Below are 14,193 nucleotides of genomic sequence, written 5' to 3'. Positions count from 1 at the left end.
CCAAAGTGTGTTGGTTTGCGCGCTGGGCGCAAACCCAGTAGTGTTCTCGTCGAACGTGACACGATTCGAGGAGGTGAGCCCGATGCACACATTGTCCACTCTGGGCGCTCCTTCGAGTTCACGATCGCGCGACTGACGTAGCCGTCGCGGAGAGCGCTGCACGCATTCTCAGAAAGCTACGATTATGAACAATTCACATCAGCACAACTCGGAGACGACCTCTAGCGACGTCTCGGAATACCACTCCCGCACAGCATTGGTTCTTGCCGGTGGCGGGGCGGCAGGCAATGCATGGGAGCTTGGCCTCATCGCCGGTCTTTCCGATGCCGGGGTCGATCTCACCGGAGCCGATCTCATCATCGGAACTTCCGCCGGTTCGACGGTGGCTGCCCAGATCACCAGTGGGACACGGCCGGCCGATCTCTATGCCGCCGTCCTCGCAGAAGCGCCTCAGCCACCGGCGAGCGGCACTGGATCGGACAGGGGTCGCGCTCCGCATGTCGTAGGTCCGAACTATATGGCGTGGTCGGACAAGATCATTAATTCTGCCACCGATGTCGCAGACATGCGCCGCAAAATGGGCGCGGCGGCGCTCGAGGGTGATCCATCGGACGGCTCTAGCAACGCGCGCTGGCACGACATCGTCGCGTCGCGGCTTCCCAGCCATGAGTGGCCGCAACAGCGTGTGCTCATCGCTGCTGTCAATGCGCAGACTGGAGAACCGGTCGTGTTCGACCGCCAGAGCGGAATTGATCTAGTGGACGCTGTCGCGGCCAGCACCTCGGCTAAGACGCCCTACCGCATCGGTGAGAACCGATACATCAACGGTGGTTACCGGCGCAACGAGAACGCTGACCTGGCGGCCGGATACGAGCGGGTGGTGGTGATGTCACCATTCAGCGGCAGAACCCGGTATCCGTTGGATTGGGGCATGCAACTCGAATCCCAAGTCGACGAACTACGCGCAGGGGGCAGCAAAGTCGCGACCATCTTCCCGGACGCCGGTGCGGGTGACGTGTTCAACGCCAATGCGTTGGATCTGTCAACGCGTCTGCAGGCCGGTCGAGGTGGTTACGACCAAGGCAGAGCCCTCGCCGAGCAGCTCAGTCAATTCTGGAGCTGACGACGCGGAATCGGTCGACTTAGGGGAAGCACAAGCCCAACGTGCAGACTCCGCATAAGAGCGATGTCAATTCGTGGTCTTGACTGGTGAAGGATGCTGGTTTGCCTCGGCCTAGCCAGGCAAACCAGCACTTCGCAGATCAGCTCTGCACTACAAACCACCCCTACCACAACGACTTCAGCCAATCCCCGACCGCCTGCCAGGCTCTCAAAATTGCAGCTATCAACCTCGTCGCCGAATCTCTCGCAGAACCTATTTAAGGTTTGACTTAATTAAGCTGTCACTGTACATTGCCACTATGAGCATCAGTCAACCAGCTATCTTCGCGGCGCTTGGCGACCCAACCCGGTTAACCATCGTCGATCTGCTCGCCGAACGTGGGGCGCTGTCCGCAACGCAAATCAGCCGAGTGTTCAGCAGTACCGCCTCTGCGGTTTCGCAACATCTGAAGGTGCTGCGCAACGCGGGACTCGTCCGCGTCGAAAAGCGCGCTCAATCCAGAATCTATTACTTGGACACAGCCGCGATCATCGAAACCGAGAAGTGGTTATCCATCCGCGTGCGCCAATGGGACGCACGGCTCGACGCGATGGAGACGTACATCGCGCAACTCAACGAAGGAGTAGACAGTGCTAACTAGTGATACCCGGGACATCGTGATCACCCGCATTCTCAATGCGCCGGTGTCGACAGTGTGGACACTATGGACCAATCCGAAAGCGGTAACAAGATGGTGGGGTCCCGAGGACTATTCGTCACCGTCAGCGAAAATCGACCTGCGAGAAGGTGGGTCGTATCTTTTCGCTATGCGATCCCCCGCGGAGCAAGGCGGAGCTGTGAGTTACACCGGCGGTGTGTACAAACGAATCGATCCCTTGGAGCGGCTCGAGTTCACCCAAAATCTCACAAATGCGGTCGGTGAGCCTCTTCCAGACGACGAACTGCCTGCCGGCTTCTCTCAGGATGTGCACACGATCGTAGAGTTGCGAGACGTCCATGGCCTGACGGAACTGACGATTACCGAGAAGGGTTGGACGAAGAGCCTGATGTCCGTCTTCGCTTACGCGGGGATGCACCAGTCGCTCGACAAGATGGCCGATCGCCTCGCAGATCAGGAGGTGTCGGCATGACCGACCTCACCCCGGAAGGCTCCTTCGCCATCACCGAGCCCTTCATTCCCACACGTCACCCGTCATTGAAAGCCCTGCAACCGCTCGTCGGCACCTGGCTATTAAGGGGCCACCTGTCCGGCAGTGATGAAGTGACCATCACCGGCCGCACCACGTTTTCCTGGCTCTCCGGCGGATTCTTTCTGCAACAGGACGCGGCGATCAACTTCATGGACACTCTCATCGAGAGCCGAGAGATCATCGGATACAACGCGCAATCGCAAGCCCTCGAGTCCTCCGTGTACTCGAACCTGGCACCGGACCCGTGGCCCTACCGGTGGGGCATCGACGGCGATGTCCTCACCATAAGCGTTAACTACGGACCGCTCGATTCCACCTTCAAAGGAAACATCAGATCGTTCTCCGGCGGATGGATTCCCAATCCTGGGGCTGATCCCACAGCCAACGTCGCGTATGGGATCGTGAGCGAGCGGACGAATGACTAATCCATCAGCCGGCAAATCGACAACGCGGGCCCTCCTGATCGCCGGCATCGCGATCGGGCCGTGGTTCATCGTCGTATCCCTCCTCCAAGCGATGACTCGACCTGGCTTAGATCTCACCAAACATGAAGTCAGCCTTCTACTCGTCGGTGCCGCCGGATGGGTGCAAACCATCACATTCGTCGTCACAGGCGTCCTCGCCTTGGCGTTCGCGGTGGGCGTACGCCGGCAACTACACCCTGAAAAGGCAGGAACCTGGGGACCCATTCTGATGGCAGTCTTCGGGATCCTCTTCATTGTCACTGGACTCAACCATCCCGATCCCCAGCTCGGATTCCCCGCCGGATCTCCTACAGGGGTACCGCAAATCCAAAGCACGCCCTCGAACATCCACAGCATCGCGTTTTCCGCTCTGGCCCTATGCATTGTGGCTTTCTGCTTCGTCTTCGTCCGAAAATTCGCTGCCGACCACGCCCGAAGCTGGACGATCAGTATCGCGGCAAGCGCCGCGCTCATCATCGCCTTTGTCGCCTTCGGAGGCGCGCTCATGCCGACCGGGCATGGCGGACTGCCACTACTTGGAGCAGCAATCTTCATCACCGGCTCCGTGTCCGCCATTGCACTCCGCCTCGAACAACACCAAGGCGCTCAACAAGGCACTACGCGCTTGATCGAACAAGGAGAGTCAGCCGCTCGTGCCTGAACTGGTCCAAGCTAACACCGACTAACACACCGGCCGTGCTACTCGAATCAGCGCGGCCCCTACCAGGAAGCATTCCAATGGATATGAAACTTGAGCTCATCCCGCTACCGGTCACAGACGTCGACCGCAGCAAGTCGTACTACACCACCATTCTCGGCTTCACCCTGGATCACGATGTCGAACCCGGGAACGGAATGCGAATCGTGCAACTCACCCCACCAGGCTCCGCGTGCTCCGTCGTCATCGGGTCAGGAATGAGCGCAGACACACCGGATGGGCAAACAGTCCAGGGCCTACACCTTGTCGTTGACGACATCGCCGCAGCACGCGATCTGCTCCGCAGCCGAGGCGCGGACATTAGCGACATAAGCGATATGGGAGGCGTCAAATTCGCATACTTCAGCGACCCGGACGGTAACTCGTGGGTTCTGCAACAAATGGGTCAGCGCTAGGAGCCGAATCGCGCACCCGAGTCGACTTATCGTGCAGCGTTCGACGACCAGGAAGACACCCGAAGCAGACGAGGCACGGTCGCTTCTGTTCCATGCGCTCTCCCTCCGGCGCGCCGAAGACTCGTTGACCTCACGGCCGCACACCCGCTGACGCTGAAGGGTGTCGCCGATCAATTTTCACGTCCACGCCGACCTCATCAAGCAGGATATGGGTATCTTCGCTGGCCCGCCGAAACCAGCCAATCACTTCAACCCACGAAATAAGGAGGACCTGTGAGCGTCCGAATCGATCAGGAAATCGCTGAGAACCTCTTCTGCGTGAGGATTTTGGACGAGCGGGCGCACTTGTTAAACCTCTACCTCTGGTTGGGGCCTGACGGCATCACCGTTATCGATACCGGATGGCCGGACTCGCTCTCAGGAATCATCAAGGTGTTGGATCAGCTTCACCGAACGCCCCACGACATTGAACAGATCGTGCTGACCCACTTCCACGAAGACCATGCCGGTTCCGGCGGCCGCAGTATTTTTCGCCCTCGCCGACGGGATCGGATGGCTCCTTGTCGCCCGCGCCCTCCAGGGGCTCGCAGTCGGTGCGGCATCCGGGGCTTTCACCGCCGCATTGCTGGCCACCGAGCCGACCAGGAACCGGCATCGGGCATCCCTTGCCGTAACCGCGATGACCGCCGCTGGCGGCGGACTCGGACCGATCCTCTGCGGGCTGTTCGCCGATTACCTGCCGGCACCGCTCACCCTGATCTTCTGGATCGAAACCGTCCTGCTCATCGTCAGCGCCCTCGTCATCCGACGGACCCCGGCAACCCTCGGCACCACCGGACGCCAATGGAGGCCCACCTGGCCTGCCGTCCCCGCGCACCTTAAACGCTCATTCGCGGCCGCCTCATCCGTGAGCCTCGTCGCCTGGGCCGTCACCGCACTGTTTCTAGCCCTGGCCCCTTCCTACGTGGAAGCGTTCACCGGGAGCCGAAACATTCTCCTGGCCGGGTTCGTGGCCGGCCTCATCCTGGTCTGCTCCGGCATCAGTCAACTCGCCAGCCAACTCGTGTTCTCCTCCCTGAGCGCCCAGAAGTCACAGCTGATCGGCCTCACCCTGCTAGCGGTGGGACTCATCGGATTGCCGATCGCGGCGGCAACCCACACCGCAGCCATCGTCCTAACCGGTGGGGTGGCTTACTGGTAGTGACCGTTATTCAAGTGGTCTGTATTCGTATGGTGTCTTGCTTCTGTTTGTGGAGCTGCTCTCGGGGTGATTTGCTGGATGTGGCGGGTATGAGTCGCCACCGACTTGGCTCAGCGTGCTCTGAGGTCCGGTCTTCTCAAGCGAGCCCCCTATAGCGAGTGAATCTTTGGTGTCGTTGGGGATTCTGGCTCAAACGCTTCATGGTCATGGGCGAAAGCGGGGTCCTCATTGAGCTCTTCATTAAAGACGAAGAATCTGTAGGCCAGGAACCGGAAGATGGTTCCCAAAATCATGCCGATGACTCCGCCTGAAACGAAGTCAGCCGTGAACGATTGGTAGCCTAAGACATACCGGGAGATCAGCTGACAGATGAGTGCGATCGCCAGTCCGATCCCATTCATGGCCAAGAAGAGTGAGAATTCCTTCCAGACCTGCGCCGATCTTCTGTGACGGAATGTCCAGTAGCGGTTGGCGAACCATGAAAATAGGACCGCCGCGCCTGTGGAGACAATCCGGGCTTTGACTGTGCTGTCATTCATCGGGCCATGCCATAGAACAGCATAGATGCCGTTGTCTATGATCCAACCAAGCCCGCCGACCAGGCCAAACTTTGCCACCTCTCTCCAGAGGAGACCTATGAGACCTGTGATTCGGGTCGCTAGTGTGCGCACGTTTCCTTCCGAGGGTTTGCCAATTTGGCTATTGAAGAGATGGGATTACCCGGTCGGTCGGGAAAGTCTCATTTCCACCATAACTGAGTGCCGGGCTTGACTACCCACCCAGAACTCCGGGGCGAGTTCCGTATTGTCGTGTTGGTTCTGGGGCTCCGCAGTTGTGTTTTCCTGCTGCGTAGCTGGCCCAGGGTGATCCGGCTTGTGCGGCGATTCTGGTGGTGCTGGTGTGGTGGTAGCCAAGTGCCTGGGCTAGGACGGGGGCCGGGATCTGGAGTACCAAGTGTCGTAGTGCGGAGGTTCGTCCGCGTTGGGGTGGGATGCCGAGTTTGTGGAGGAAGCTGCGCAGGGTGACCGGGTGAATGGGTTGTCCAGCGCGTTGTCCCGGGAATAGCCAGTGGGATCCGGGGTTGGTTGCCGTGTCTAGGTTAGGTCGGTTTGCCAGGTATTCCTGCAGGAGCCGGGCGATCGGGGCGGGCACCGGCGTGGGAGGATCTCCGAATCGGATTGTGGTGGTGTTACCGTCGTTGATGATGTCGCTGATCGTGAGTTTGACGATGCGTGTTGCTGGTTGGGCGTAGAGCAGGACCAACAGGCCCGCAATTCTGGCGGGCAAGGAGATGGTCTTCTCGGTGAGGAGGCGTTGGATGGCACTGATTCTGTGGTGTTGACTCATTGGCGGCTGTGGCGCTGTCTGGCGGGTATGTATGCTCAGTACTGGCATGTTGTTGTTGTTCATGCACCAGGTCAGAAATGCGTGGGATGGTCGGCGCGTGAAGTAGTTCTTGCTTTGCCAGGTGTCTAGATCGGCTTGCTGGGTGTCATTGAGGGCGGTGCCGCGGCGGGTGAGCCAGATCAGTAACGCCAAGGCCTGGATCTGTTGCTCGCGGGCTTCCCTGGCCGGTGAATTGCCCAGAGGGGCATTGGCTACTTTGGCCCGTAGTTTGCGGAGTTGGTGCCAGATGGCGAAGCGGCGCAGTAGTCTGGCATGTTCGGGATCAGTCACTGCGTCCAGATGGATCTCCAGCCACCGTTCAAAGAGCAGGAGTTGCCTGTCTTTGAGGGGCAGGACGCCGCTTTGCATGAGCAGATCGCGTAGGTAGGCCGCCGTTCTCCAATTGGGTAGTTGCTGGAATGCTTCATGAGTCAGGGCGAGCCGGCCCGTGGCAAGATCTCTGAGCAGGGTCCTGGGCTGGGCATTCTGGATCCAGCCCAGCCCCAGGATTGGCCGCTGCATGGTTCTCAGCTGATCAAACAGCGGAAGTAGCGGTGGATGGATCTCTCCGGTGCCGTCATCAAACAGTTCGGTGAGACGGTCGGTGAGGGTGCATCGTTCACACAGTCTTCCGCCGAGCAATCGTCCTTCAAAGCCGCAGCGGTTGCAGAAGAAATCGCGGGTAATTCCCGCACAGTCACGGCAGACCGGCGCGCCAGCGCTGCTTCGTCCTGGCAGCAGACGCTCCACATCGCAGCTGGGGCAGGGGCCGTAGCTGCGGGTGGCCTTGTCCAGGCAGTTCCGGCAGATTGGCCCATCTGACCAGTTCGCGGCTTTGGCGGCCCGTCGTCCGCAGCGGGCACAGATGCGTATATGCCACCGCTCATACTTCTCACGAGTATCGTATGAGGGGTTCACCGCTCGGGTTTGATCCTGGCACGCTTGGGCCGGATGGTCGCGGCAAGGTCCACGACCTCGGCGCCACCGACGGCCGTACGGCGCGCGGCCACCGTCTCTGCCCGTGTGGCGATCAGCTCTGCAGGTGTCACATCCAGGATGTCGCACAGGGCGGCGAGGACTGGCAGCGAGAGTCGCTCGGGGACCTGGGTGACCAGCCGCCAGACCTGCACCGATGACAACTCGATACCGCGCTGTGCCAACAGTGGGAACAGATCCGAGGCGGTGAAGATCCCGCGGGTGGCCATGACCTCCCGCAGCCTCCACTGGTAACTGACCTGGCGTTTCATTGCGGTTTCCTTACTGGCCGCAGGGCGGCCTCCATCGTAGCGTCCAGTGCCCGGCGAAGCGTCCGGGTGCGGAAATCGGAAGAAACACAAGTGTAGATCGAGGTCGTAGACGCGTGTTCGTGGCCGACCTGTTCCTGAACGAACCGGGCATCCCAGCCGTCCTCGATCAAGTGCGTAACGTAGGAGCGTCGAAAGGAATGAAAATCCAGCCCCCTATCCAAGCCAAGGCTGTCCCGATAGGTACCGAAGCGGGTGTTCATTTGGGTGAAGCCCACGCGTGTGGAACGTTCCGACGGCCACAGCGCCCCGGAGCCGGCGGTGGGGAACAAGGGACGGACCTCTTCATTCCACTGCTGCAAGATCTCCGCCGACCAATCAAAGACCGTCAATACACTGCGGCGCTTGGGCGGGGAGCCCTTCATAGCTTTGCCGTGGCGGACGTAGAGGACACCGTATTCCCCGAACTCCGGTCCCCGGTGGTTGCGACCGAAATCCACAACATCGAGCATCCGCGCCTCGTTGCGGCGCAGACCGAAGGCGTACGCGGTCTTGAAAAGCATCGCGTCACGGAACGCTGGCAGCCAGCCCTTGCGACCACGCCCGCGCACTCGGCTAACCTGTTCATCGGCATAATCGAAGAACATCTGCAGCTCATCGCGAGTGAAAGCACGCTTGATCGGGCCAGATTCGGCCTCCTGAACATGCACGGCCGCATTCCACTCGTGGATCACCTGCACCGGGTGGGTGCCGAAGCGTTCCTGACAGATGGCAGCCCATCCATAGCCCGGGTCAGTCACGAACGAGCAGAAAGCGCGAATGGTCCCCTGATAGTTCCGCAGCGTGGAGCGGTGCAGGTTCCGGACCGAACGTAGATCACCCATCCACTCATCAACCATCTGTGGCGTCCAAGACCACGGGAAAGCATCCGCGTGGTGGAAGAACGCCCGCACCGCCTTCTCACGTCCCTCGATGGTGGAGAACGCCAAGTTCCGAGCAAGTTGCTGGTTACGCCAGCCGTCCAACATGGCCGTGAAAACTTGCTCCTCCGGCCGTAGCAACGGAAGATCACCGATCAGATGCAGACTCACCGCCCCCGGCGCAAAGCTGTTCCCGATCATCAAAAACCACCCCTCTACCGCTTACATCAGATGAACACATCCTTCATCAGATGCAATTTGAATGCAACGGCGCAGGTCAGAAGCATTTCAAAAGACGCATGCAGGCTATATCGACAGCATCACTCGGTGGCAACCCGCGGCCACATTGAGGCCCTGACCTGCACCGACGCCCAAAGGCCCAAGAATGTTCAAACCGACCGCAGTAGAACATCAGATGAAATTGCGGCCAGAATGTGAAAAAGTGAAATATCCGACGTTAGCGTGATATCTCAACAGAAGCGATCAGGTGAGGGCGTGACAACGGGCCGGCTCGTGGCCACGCGAGGTTGCTGTCTGCATTGGTGTATCGCGAAGGGAGGTGTGCGTTGCTTTGGTGCGTACACGGCAACCGTTACACAGTGGACCCTTGTATTTGTTGACCTGGATGAGACCTCGAACTGTGTCTTGCGAACGATCGTTTGCGGGCATGCGGACCTCACTCGTCAGGGGATACGCCAGAAATGAGTCCCAGGCCCGGACTGGTTTCGGGCAACGAGAGTTTCGGCGCCGGGTTTTGGGTGCCTGGCACCGGGCGCTCTATGGCAGGTTCGTTTCGATCCAGGACTGAATCGCGGTGCGGATGACTTCGGCGTTGGCTTGACCGCCGTATGTGGCGGCGAAACGTGAGTCAGTGACGTAAAGGTGGGAAAGCCCGGCATAGGCGTCCCTGTCAGGCTTCCGGCCGTTCCAGTACTCCGTGACCCACCTGTAGTGGTCCCCGACGATAGTCTGAAATGCATCCGATGTTGGGTCCACGTTCGATTCGGCTGCCTCGCGGAGTGCAGCGTTCACGTCCAGGCTGCGCTCATCGTCAGCCCTACGTCCTTCGTCCGTCATCTGGTCTCGACGCTTCGCGCTGCGTTCCCAGGCGTCATCGCCCCAGCGCTGTCGTACTTCGGTCTCGTACTGGCTCTGGTCGACGCCAGCGAACACCTCTTCGATGCTCATCTGTTGGCCTTTCTGTACCGCCTGCAGTGTTTGCCTGACGACGGTGATCTGTTGATTGGTTCGGTCTCTGTGCTCTTCGAGGAGCGCGAGGTGGGTTTGGATCGTCTCGGCCAATGACGTGTCGTCGTCCAGGGCGATTCGGATCGTGGCGAGGGGCAGATCAAGGGCACGCAGGGAGAGGATTCTGTAGAGCCGAGACAGCTCTGCTTCTCCATAGAACCGATAGCCGTTGCTCGCCACCCGTGACGGGTAGAGCAAGCCGATCTGTTCATAGTGTCGAAGTGTTCGACTGGTGAGACCGGTCGCCCGGGCCACCTCTTTGATCGGCCATTCCTGCATAGTTGTTCCTTACTGCTACCGGGACGTTGAGTCGAACGAGAATCCTTCGGGGATCTCGAAGTCGCCAGAAATCTGATCACTCGCCCAGGCCCGCGCCTGCGCCTGATCGGCAACACGTGGCGCGGTAAGAATCACGGTGTTGCCGTCTGCATCGCAGAACGAGACGTCGGTCGTGAACCAGAGAGTGTCGGTCGGGCCGGCGACATCAGCGCCCGCCGATCGGAGGCCGTCGGCAACTCCTGCCAGATCGACGTCGCCAGCGGCAAATGACGCCGATGTCGTGCCGCGTGCCGGAACACCTTGGGTCATCAAGATGTCCTGATACTTCTCTCGTCGCAGGTGAACAAGCGAGGGAACGCTGCCAGGTCCGGGGATCGTCGCGAGAGTCACGAATCCAGCTTCGGTGTACAACGCTTCCGCGGCGGCAAGGTCGCTGACGACGAAGTTAATGAACATGGGCATTGGGTAGATCGACCGATCGACTGCCGGTCCTGTTTTCTCTGGCATGTTCGCAACCATTCCAGTTGACGTTACGGCAGAGTCAAGCCAGCCGGTCGAATCGGCCCACGTTCCAGGAATCCACACCTGACCAGAACTGATCGAATCCGGGCGGCCCCGATCCTTAGCGTCGGATATTTCACGAATTCACAAGCCACCCCTCCATAGGGTCGGGCCTTTCGTCCGGTACTGGTTGCGGGTCCTGCATGTCAGTACTTCCGGTCGATCCCCTGCCGTTGCTTCCCTACTTTGGCGGCATTACTGTCAAAGACTGCATTGCGGTCAAAGCCGAATCTTTCGGCCTGGAGCTAAATTCCGTGTCCCACCCTGGTACCGGCCCCCTTCGTTATAGAGGCCTTCACGCCGTTCCACTTCCTTGAGGACAGCGCGAGAAACGAAGTCGGACCAGCTCCGATCCATCTCCTGGCCGCTGGTTCCGGTGTAGGCCGCCTTCGCTCGCTTTAGGTCATCCGTGGCCATGTAAAACGTGACCTGCTTCGGCGCAGTGTCCGGTAACGGGCCAGGAGCCGACATCGGAGAGGCTGCGTTCGTGTTTCTTTCGTTTGTCCCGGGGCTTCTGTTCGCCTTCACCAGGTTCTGCACGGAAAGGTTGCCAGTTTGCCTGCGGGGCGGTACACCGATCGGTTTGCGGTTACTTTCAGTCATGATGCATTCCTTTCCTCGGCTGCTTCCAAGCGGGCAACGAGTTCATGGGCAATCTGGTAAAGGTCTTCAGCAACATTGCCGGCAGACCGCGGTTGGCTCTGCCCGGCTTGGGCTGTTCCCTTCAGTACTTCGTACCATTTAGGGGCAGCCTTAACTTGTTCTTCAAGTTCGTGGACCAATACTCCCCTATCGCGGGCTGCCTGGGCCGGAGCTTCCGCGTGACGCACCATTCCCGTGAAAAGGACGGCATCCGTGCCGAAAGTTTCGGCGATGGCTTCCCGTGTCATCCGGTGAACGTTAGTGGCGGTAGAGGATGTGGCAGTGATGATCACACCGAGCAGATCGAGGTTTGGATTGACATCAATGACTGTTTCCAAGCGTTTAGCGACTCCGATGAGTCCTTCGCGTCCAGCCTTGTCCGTTTTGGTTGGTACAACCACGTAGGAGGCTGCACCTAGGGCCGCAACCTGCAGGGGTTCGTTGCCCGGCGGGCAGTCGATGAAAATTATGTCATAGTCGGCGGCGATCGGTGCGAGCGATCGAGCAAGTGCCAACTTGGCCTTGCTGCCGTCTTTGCTGCCCTGCGAGATGAGGCCGGCCGCTGCTTGGTCAAGCTCTGCCCCTCCAGGAATGACGTCAAGGTTAGGACGGATATCCTTCAGCGGCGTCAGCCGTGACCCGAACATAAGGCTTTGGGCAAGGGCGCTGCCGTCGTCATCAAGGGTGCCGTGCCTGTACCCAAGGTCGAGACCTAGGTTTCCTTGCGGGTCCATGTCTACGAGCAGGACTTTCCACCCGGACGTTGCGAGCAGGGCGCCGACATTTGCCGTCAGTGTCGTCTTCAGCACGCCTCCCTTGCCATTAACGAACCCGCAAATGCGGTCCATGCCTGTCCGGTCAAATGCTGTTGTAGCTGCCATGTACCCCATCTTACTGTCAATACTGTCTTAGACGTCTTTGAAGGTAATCGTGTCAAAGACTTTTTTACTGTTTATACTGTCTTTGCAACTATTGACTTCTTTACTGTCAATAGTTGCTTTACAGTCAATGAAGGCTTTCCTGTCAAATTTCCCGAATCGTCATGCCACTCGCCATATCGTCCCACCCCAGTCCAGTTCCCCATCTGAGGGAGGAATCCAGTAGAGATCCACCTCGGGGCTATCGACTTCGTATTCGGCCAGTTCAGGTACCAGGTGACGGTCAAGCCAAGCGTGCCAAGCTGCGCGTTGTTTGCGGTGTCGGCTAATCTGCTCTGCAGCGTCGTCAAGGGCCCCAAGGCGGCGTGCCAGGTCGGCCAGGCCGGTTCCGGCCGTAATGGTCCAGTGTCCATGCCGGCGTTCGATCATGGTGTAGCTGCTCATGGTAGCCAGTGCGGTTTCCACGGCGGTACGACTGAGCCCTGTAGATCGGACGATGGCTGCGGTGGTGGGGGAGAGGCGTCCACGTTCGATCGCTTCGTACACGAGGGCGGCGACGTCACCCAGGGCGCGAAAGACGGGGCGGATGCCATGAATTTTGCCCCTGCGCCAAGACAGGTCCCGGGCGAGTCGTTCAAAGTGCTGGGGGAGCTGGATCAGATAGGTATCGGCGTTACGACCGCGGGCCTCGAGGACTTTGGACAGGATTCCGTCCGAGGCTGCGGCCAGGGCCGGCAGCAGCCGTGCGATCGTGACGTGGTGCTTGCCCAGGGCGGCCGCGAAGGTTCGGCAGCCTACGTCCAAGACATTGGTTTCCATGGTCCGCATGTAGCCCAGCACCGCACGGATAAGGAGCCGCAGGCTCACCCCTTCCCGGCCGCGTTCTTTCAGCCGGTGGTCCAGGACCGCATAGAGGACATTTTCCAGATCGTTTACGAGCTGGTGCACACCAGCGGTGCTGGTGGATCCGAGTGCCCCCCCTGTGGGTAAGGACTGGCTTGTGTTGTTAATATGGGCACCCTTTCGGGGCTGCTTCGGGTTGGCCGGTTTTTGGATCCAGGCGCAGGCCTTGGCCCATTCGGCCTCGAGCAGGCGTTCCTGCCTGCCGGTGCTGGCGTAGAGGGCGGCCAGGCCGGGGAACTGCCCGCCGAGTTCGCGCCGGACCTGCTCCAGGGTCCAGCCACAGGCACAGAAATGGTTCAGGACGGCCATGCGGGCCTCTGAGGCGCTGGCATACCGGGCTGTGTCATACAGACCGGTACGAGCCGTGCAGCGCAGTGGGGACTCGCTGCCAGCGCCCAAGGGCAGCTGTGTGGCCGAAGGACGCGGTGCCGCTGCAGCTTTGGCCACACGTGCTTTCAGCGTCTGGTTACGGAGCAACTCAGGAGCCAGTACGGCTCGGAGTGCCGCTACTGCTTCGGCCGGATTGCGGCGACGCATAATGTCATAGGCGCGGGACAGGGGAGTGACGAGGGTTTGGTGGCCACCCAACTTATGCGCAGATCCTGGGACGCGGATACACCCATCCGTGATGTTCTGATGAGGTCCCGGGTCCAGACTCGCGGCTATGCGGCCCAGCCCTTCAACGAGCTCACGGGCCTCGACAGCGCCAAGACGTTTTTGCAGTGGGATGTACAGGTGCCGGCCGCCGCTGGGGGAGAAGTCCTCCACGAATATGACCCCGGCCGCGTTCAGCAGCATCCTCAGCCGCTGGGCGTCAGCGTCCACCACTCCCTGCAGGGCCTTGGATGTATCCAAGTCAATGCAGAGTGTGGCCACGGTACCGTCCGCGCCGTGAATCATCACTGCTGCTGGACGCTCAGGCAATGTCCCGGTGATCCTCGGCGGGTTCCTCGGCCGAGGGTATTGGAACCTGGAACCTATCCACTTACCAAGCCGGTATGACGGGTTACCAGCGATCAGTGGAGCAAGAGCCCATGCATC

General features: G+C 59.8%; 17 protein-coding genes and 1 pseudogene. 9 read left to right on the top strand and 9 right to left on the bottom strand.

From position 1 onward, the window contains the following. The first annotated feature begins 184 nt into the window (after positions 1 to 184). The 8 genes and pseudogenes from IV500_RS17355 (at position 185) to IV500_RS17320 (ending at position 5,091) form a co-directional block, all read left to right on the top strand. On the top strand, positions 185 to 1,123 hold the full coding sequence (locus IV500_RS17355) for a patatin-like phospholipase family protein (protein ID WP_230855110.1): 939 nt from the start codon (positions 185 to 187) through the stop codon (positions 1,121 to 1,123). Between the two features lie 298 nt (positions 1,124 to 1,421). Continuing rightward, positions 1,422 to 1,763 carry an ArsR/SmtB family transcription factor gene (locus tag IV500_RS17350; protein ID WP_196398074.1) on the top strand — a complete coding sequence of 114 codons (342 nt, stop codon included), beginning with the start codon at positions 1,422 to 1,424 and terminating at the stop codon, positions 1,761 to 1,763. Continuing rightward, positions 1,753 to 2,253, top strand: coding sequence for an SRPBCC family protein (locus tag IV500_RS17345; RefSeq protein WP_196398073.1), 501 nt, complete (start codon positions 1,753 to 1,755; stop codon positions 2,251 to 2,253). Before IV500_RS17350 ends, IV500_RS17345 begins: the two co-directional genes overlap by 11 nt. Beyond that, positions 2,250 to 2,738 (top strand): DUF1579 family protein, encoded by a 489-nt coding sequence (locus IV500_RS17340; RefSeq protein ID WP_196398072.1) that lies wholly within the window; start codon positions 2,250 to 2,252, stop codon positions 2,736 to 2,738. The genes IV500_RS17345 and IV500_RS17340 overlap by 4 nt, the downstream gene beginning before the upstream one ends. Next, positions 2,731 to 3,438, top strand: a complete 708-nt coding sequence (locus IV500_RS17335) for a DUF998 domain-containing protein (RefSeq protein ID WP_196398071.1) — start codon at positions 2,731 to 2,733, stop codon at positions 3,436 to 3,438. The genes IV500_RS17340 and IV500_RS17335 overlap by 8 nt, the downstream gene beginning before the upstream one ends. Before the next feature lie 77 nt (positions 3,439 to 3,515). Then, positions 3,516 to 3,890 carry a VOC family protein gene (locus IV500_RS17330; RefSeq protein ID WP_196398070.1) on the top strand — a complete coding sequence of 125 codons (375 nt, stop codon included), beginning with the start codon at positions 3,516 to 3,518 and terminating at the stop codon, positions 3,888 to 3,890. Between the two features lie 273 nt (positions 3,891 to 4,163). Next, positions 4,164 to 4,343, top strand: a pseudogene (locus tag IV500_RS22305) (hypothetical protein); the annotation flags it as partial. Positions 4,344 to 4,392: 49 nt separating this feature from the next. Continuing rightward, positions 4,393 to 5,091: an MFS transporter gene (locus tag IV500_RS17320; RefSeq protein WP_196398069.1), complete on the top strand. Its 699-nt coding sequence runs from the start codon at positions 4,393 to 4,395 to the stop codon at positions 5,089 to 5,091. Between the two features lie 149 nt (positions 5,092 to 5,240). Here IV500_RS17320 and IV500_RS17315 read toward each other — a convergent pair whose 3' ends face one another. Together IV500_RS17315 and IV500_RS17310 are read right to left on the bottom strand one after the other, a co-directional pair. Further along, positions 5,241 to 5,708, bottom strand: a complete 468-nt coding sequence (locus IV500_RS17315) for a GtrA family protein (RefSeq protein ID WP_196398068.1) — start codon at positions 5,706 to 5,708, stop codon at positions 5,241 to 5,243. Between the two features lie 154 nt (positions 5,709 to 5,862). Beyond that, positions 5,863 to 6,999, bottom strand: a complete 1,137-nt coding sequence (locus tag IV500_RS17310) for a site-specific integrase (protein WP_196398067.1) — start codon at positions 6,997 to 6,999, stop codon at positions 5,863 to 5,865. Positions 7,000 to 7,035: 36 nt separating this feature from the next. Between IV500_RS17310 and IV500_RS17305 the strand changes: the two genes are divergently transcribed. Then, positions 7,036 to 7,299, top strand: a complete 264-nt coding sequence (locus tag IV500_RS17305) for a hypothetical protein (protein WP_196398066.1) — start codon at positions 7,036 to 7,038, stop codon at positions 7,297 to 7,299. A gap of 92 nt (positions 7,300 to 7,391) precedes the next feature. Here the strand turns inward: IV500_RS17305 and IV500_RS17300 are convergent, their stop codons facing one another. The 7 genes from IV500_RS17300 to IV500_RS17270 form a co-directional block, all read right to left on the bottom strand. Then, positions 7,392 to 7,724: a helix-turn-helix domain-containing protein gene (locus tag IV500_RS17300; protein WP_196398065.1), complete on the bottom strand. Its 333-nt coding sequence runs from the start codon at positions 7,722 to 7,724 to the stop codon at positions 7,392 to 7,394. After that, entirely contained in the window at positions 7,721 to 8,842 is a 1,122-nt protein-coding gene (locus IV500_RS17295; RefSeq protein WP_196398064.1) for a tyrosine-type recombinase/integrase, read from the bottom strand. Before IV500_RS17295 ends, IV500_RS17300 begins: the two co-directional genes overlap by 4 nt. 576 nt (positions 8,843 to 9,418) lie before the next feature. Further along, positions 9,419 to 10,168: a MerR family transcriptional regulator gene (locus IV500_RS17290; RefSeq protein WP_196398063.1), complete on the bottom strand. Its 750-nt coding sequence runs from the start codon at positions 10,166 to 10,168 to the stop codon at positions 9,419 to 9,421. Between the two features lie 15 nt (positions 10,169 to 10,183). After that, positions 10,184 to 10,624 carry a VOC family protein gene (locus IV500_RS17285; protein WP_230855109.1) on the bottom strand — a complete coding sequence of 147 codons (441 nt, stop codon included), beginning with the start codon at positions 10,622 to 10,624 and terminating at the stop codon, positions 10,184 to 10,186. Positions 10,625 to 10,948: 324 nt separating this feature from the next. After that, positions 10,949 to 11,146 carry a ParB family protein gene (locus tag IV500_RS21630; RefSeq protein WP_281064064.1) on the bottom strand — a complete coding sequence of 66 codons (198 nt, stop codon included), beginning with the start codon at positions 11,144 to 11,146 and terminating at the stop codon, positions 10,949 to 10,951. A gap of 182 nt (positions 11,147 to 11,328) precedes the next feature. Then, positions 11,329 to 12,252, bottom strand: coding sequence for a ParA family protein (locus IV500_RS17275; RefSeq protein ID WP_230855108.1), 924 nt, complete (start codon positions 12,250 to 12,252; stop codon positions 11,329 to 11,331). A 159-nt stretch (positions 12,253 to 12,411) separates the two neighbouring features. Beyond that, positions 12,412 to 14,076, bottom strand: coding sequence for a hypothetical protein (locus IV500_RS17270; RefSeq protein ID WP_230855107.1), 1,665 nt, complete (start codon positions 14,074 to 14,076; stop codon positions 12,412 to 12,414). Between the last annotated feature and the right edge of the window lie 117 nt (positions 14,077 to 14,193).

The organism is Arthrobacter terrae (assembly GCF_015708085.1).
Taxonomy (GTDB): domain Bacteria; phylum Actinomycetota; class Actinomycetes; order Actinomycetales; family Micrococcaceae; genus Arthrobacter_M; species Arthrobacter_M terrae.
The sequence above is the reverse complement of the archived record's forward strand: the minus strand, read 5'-3'. Positions and strand labels throughout refer to the sequence as shown.

Excerpts from the sequence above, each read along its gene's own strand:
- IV500_RS17355 (WP_230855110.1), top strand. The coding sequence starts at position 185 with ATGAACAATTCACATCAGCACAACTCGGAGACGACCTCTAGCGACGTC.
- IV500_RS17350 (WP_196398074.1), top strand. The coding sequence starts at position 1,422 with ATGAGCATCAGTCAACCAGCTATCTTCGCGGCGCTTGGCGACCCAACC.
- IV500_RS17340 (WP_196398072.1), top strand. The coding sequence starts at position 2,250 with ATGACCGACCTCACCCCGGAAGGCTCCTTCGCCATCACCGAGCCCTTC.
- IV500_RS17335 (WP_196398071.1), top strand. The coding sequence starts at position 2,731 with ATGACTAATCCATCAGCCGGCAAATCGACAACGCGGGCCCTCCTGATC.
- IV500_RS17330 (WP_196398070.1), top strand. The coding sequence starts at position 3,516 with ATGGATATGAAACTTGAGCTCATCCCGCTACCGGTCACAGACGTCGAC.
- IV500_RS17320 (WP_196398069.1), top strand. The coding sequence starts at position 4,393 with ATGCCGGTTCCGGCGGCCGCAGTATTTTTCGCCCTCGCCGACGGGATC.
- IV500_RS17310 (WP_196398067.1), bottom strand. The coding sequence starts at position 6,999 with ATGCAGCGGCCAATCCTGGGGCTGGGCTGGATCCAGAATGCCCAGCCC.
- IV500_RS17305 (WP_196398066.1), top strand. The coding sequence starts at position 7,036 with ATGGATCTCTCCGGTGCCGTCATCAAACAGTTCGGTGAGACGGTCGGT.
- IV500_RS17300 (WP_196398065.1), bottom strand. The coding sequence starts at position 7,724 with ATGAAACGCCAGGTCAGTTACCAGTGGAGGCTGCGGGAGGTCATGGCC.
- IV500_RS17295 (WP_196398064.1), bottom strand. The coding sequence starts at position 8,842 with ATGATCGGGAACAGCTTTGCGCCGGGGGCGGTGAGTCTGCATCTGATC.
- IV500_RS17290 (WP_196398063.1), bottom strand. The coding sequence starts at position 10,168 with ATGCAGGAATGGCCGATCAAAGAGGTGGCCCGGGCGACCGGTCTCACC.
- IV500_RS17285 (WP_230855109.1), bottom strand. The coding sequence starts at position 10,624 with ATGTTCATTAACTTCGTCGTCAGCGACCTTGCCGCCGCGGAAGCGTTG.
- IV500_RS21630 (WP_281064064.1), bottom strand. The coding sequence starts at position 11,146 with ATGGCCACGGATGACCTAAAGCGAGCGAAGGCGGCCTACACCGGAACC.
- IV500_RS17275 (WP_230855108.1), bottom strand. The coding sequence starts at position 12,252 with ATGGCAGCTACAACAGCATTTGACCGGACAGGCATGGACCGCATTTGC.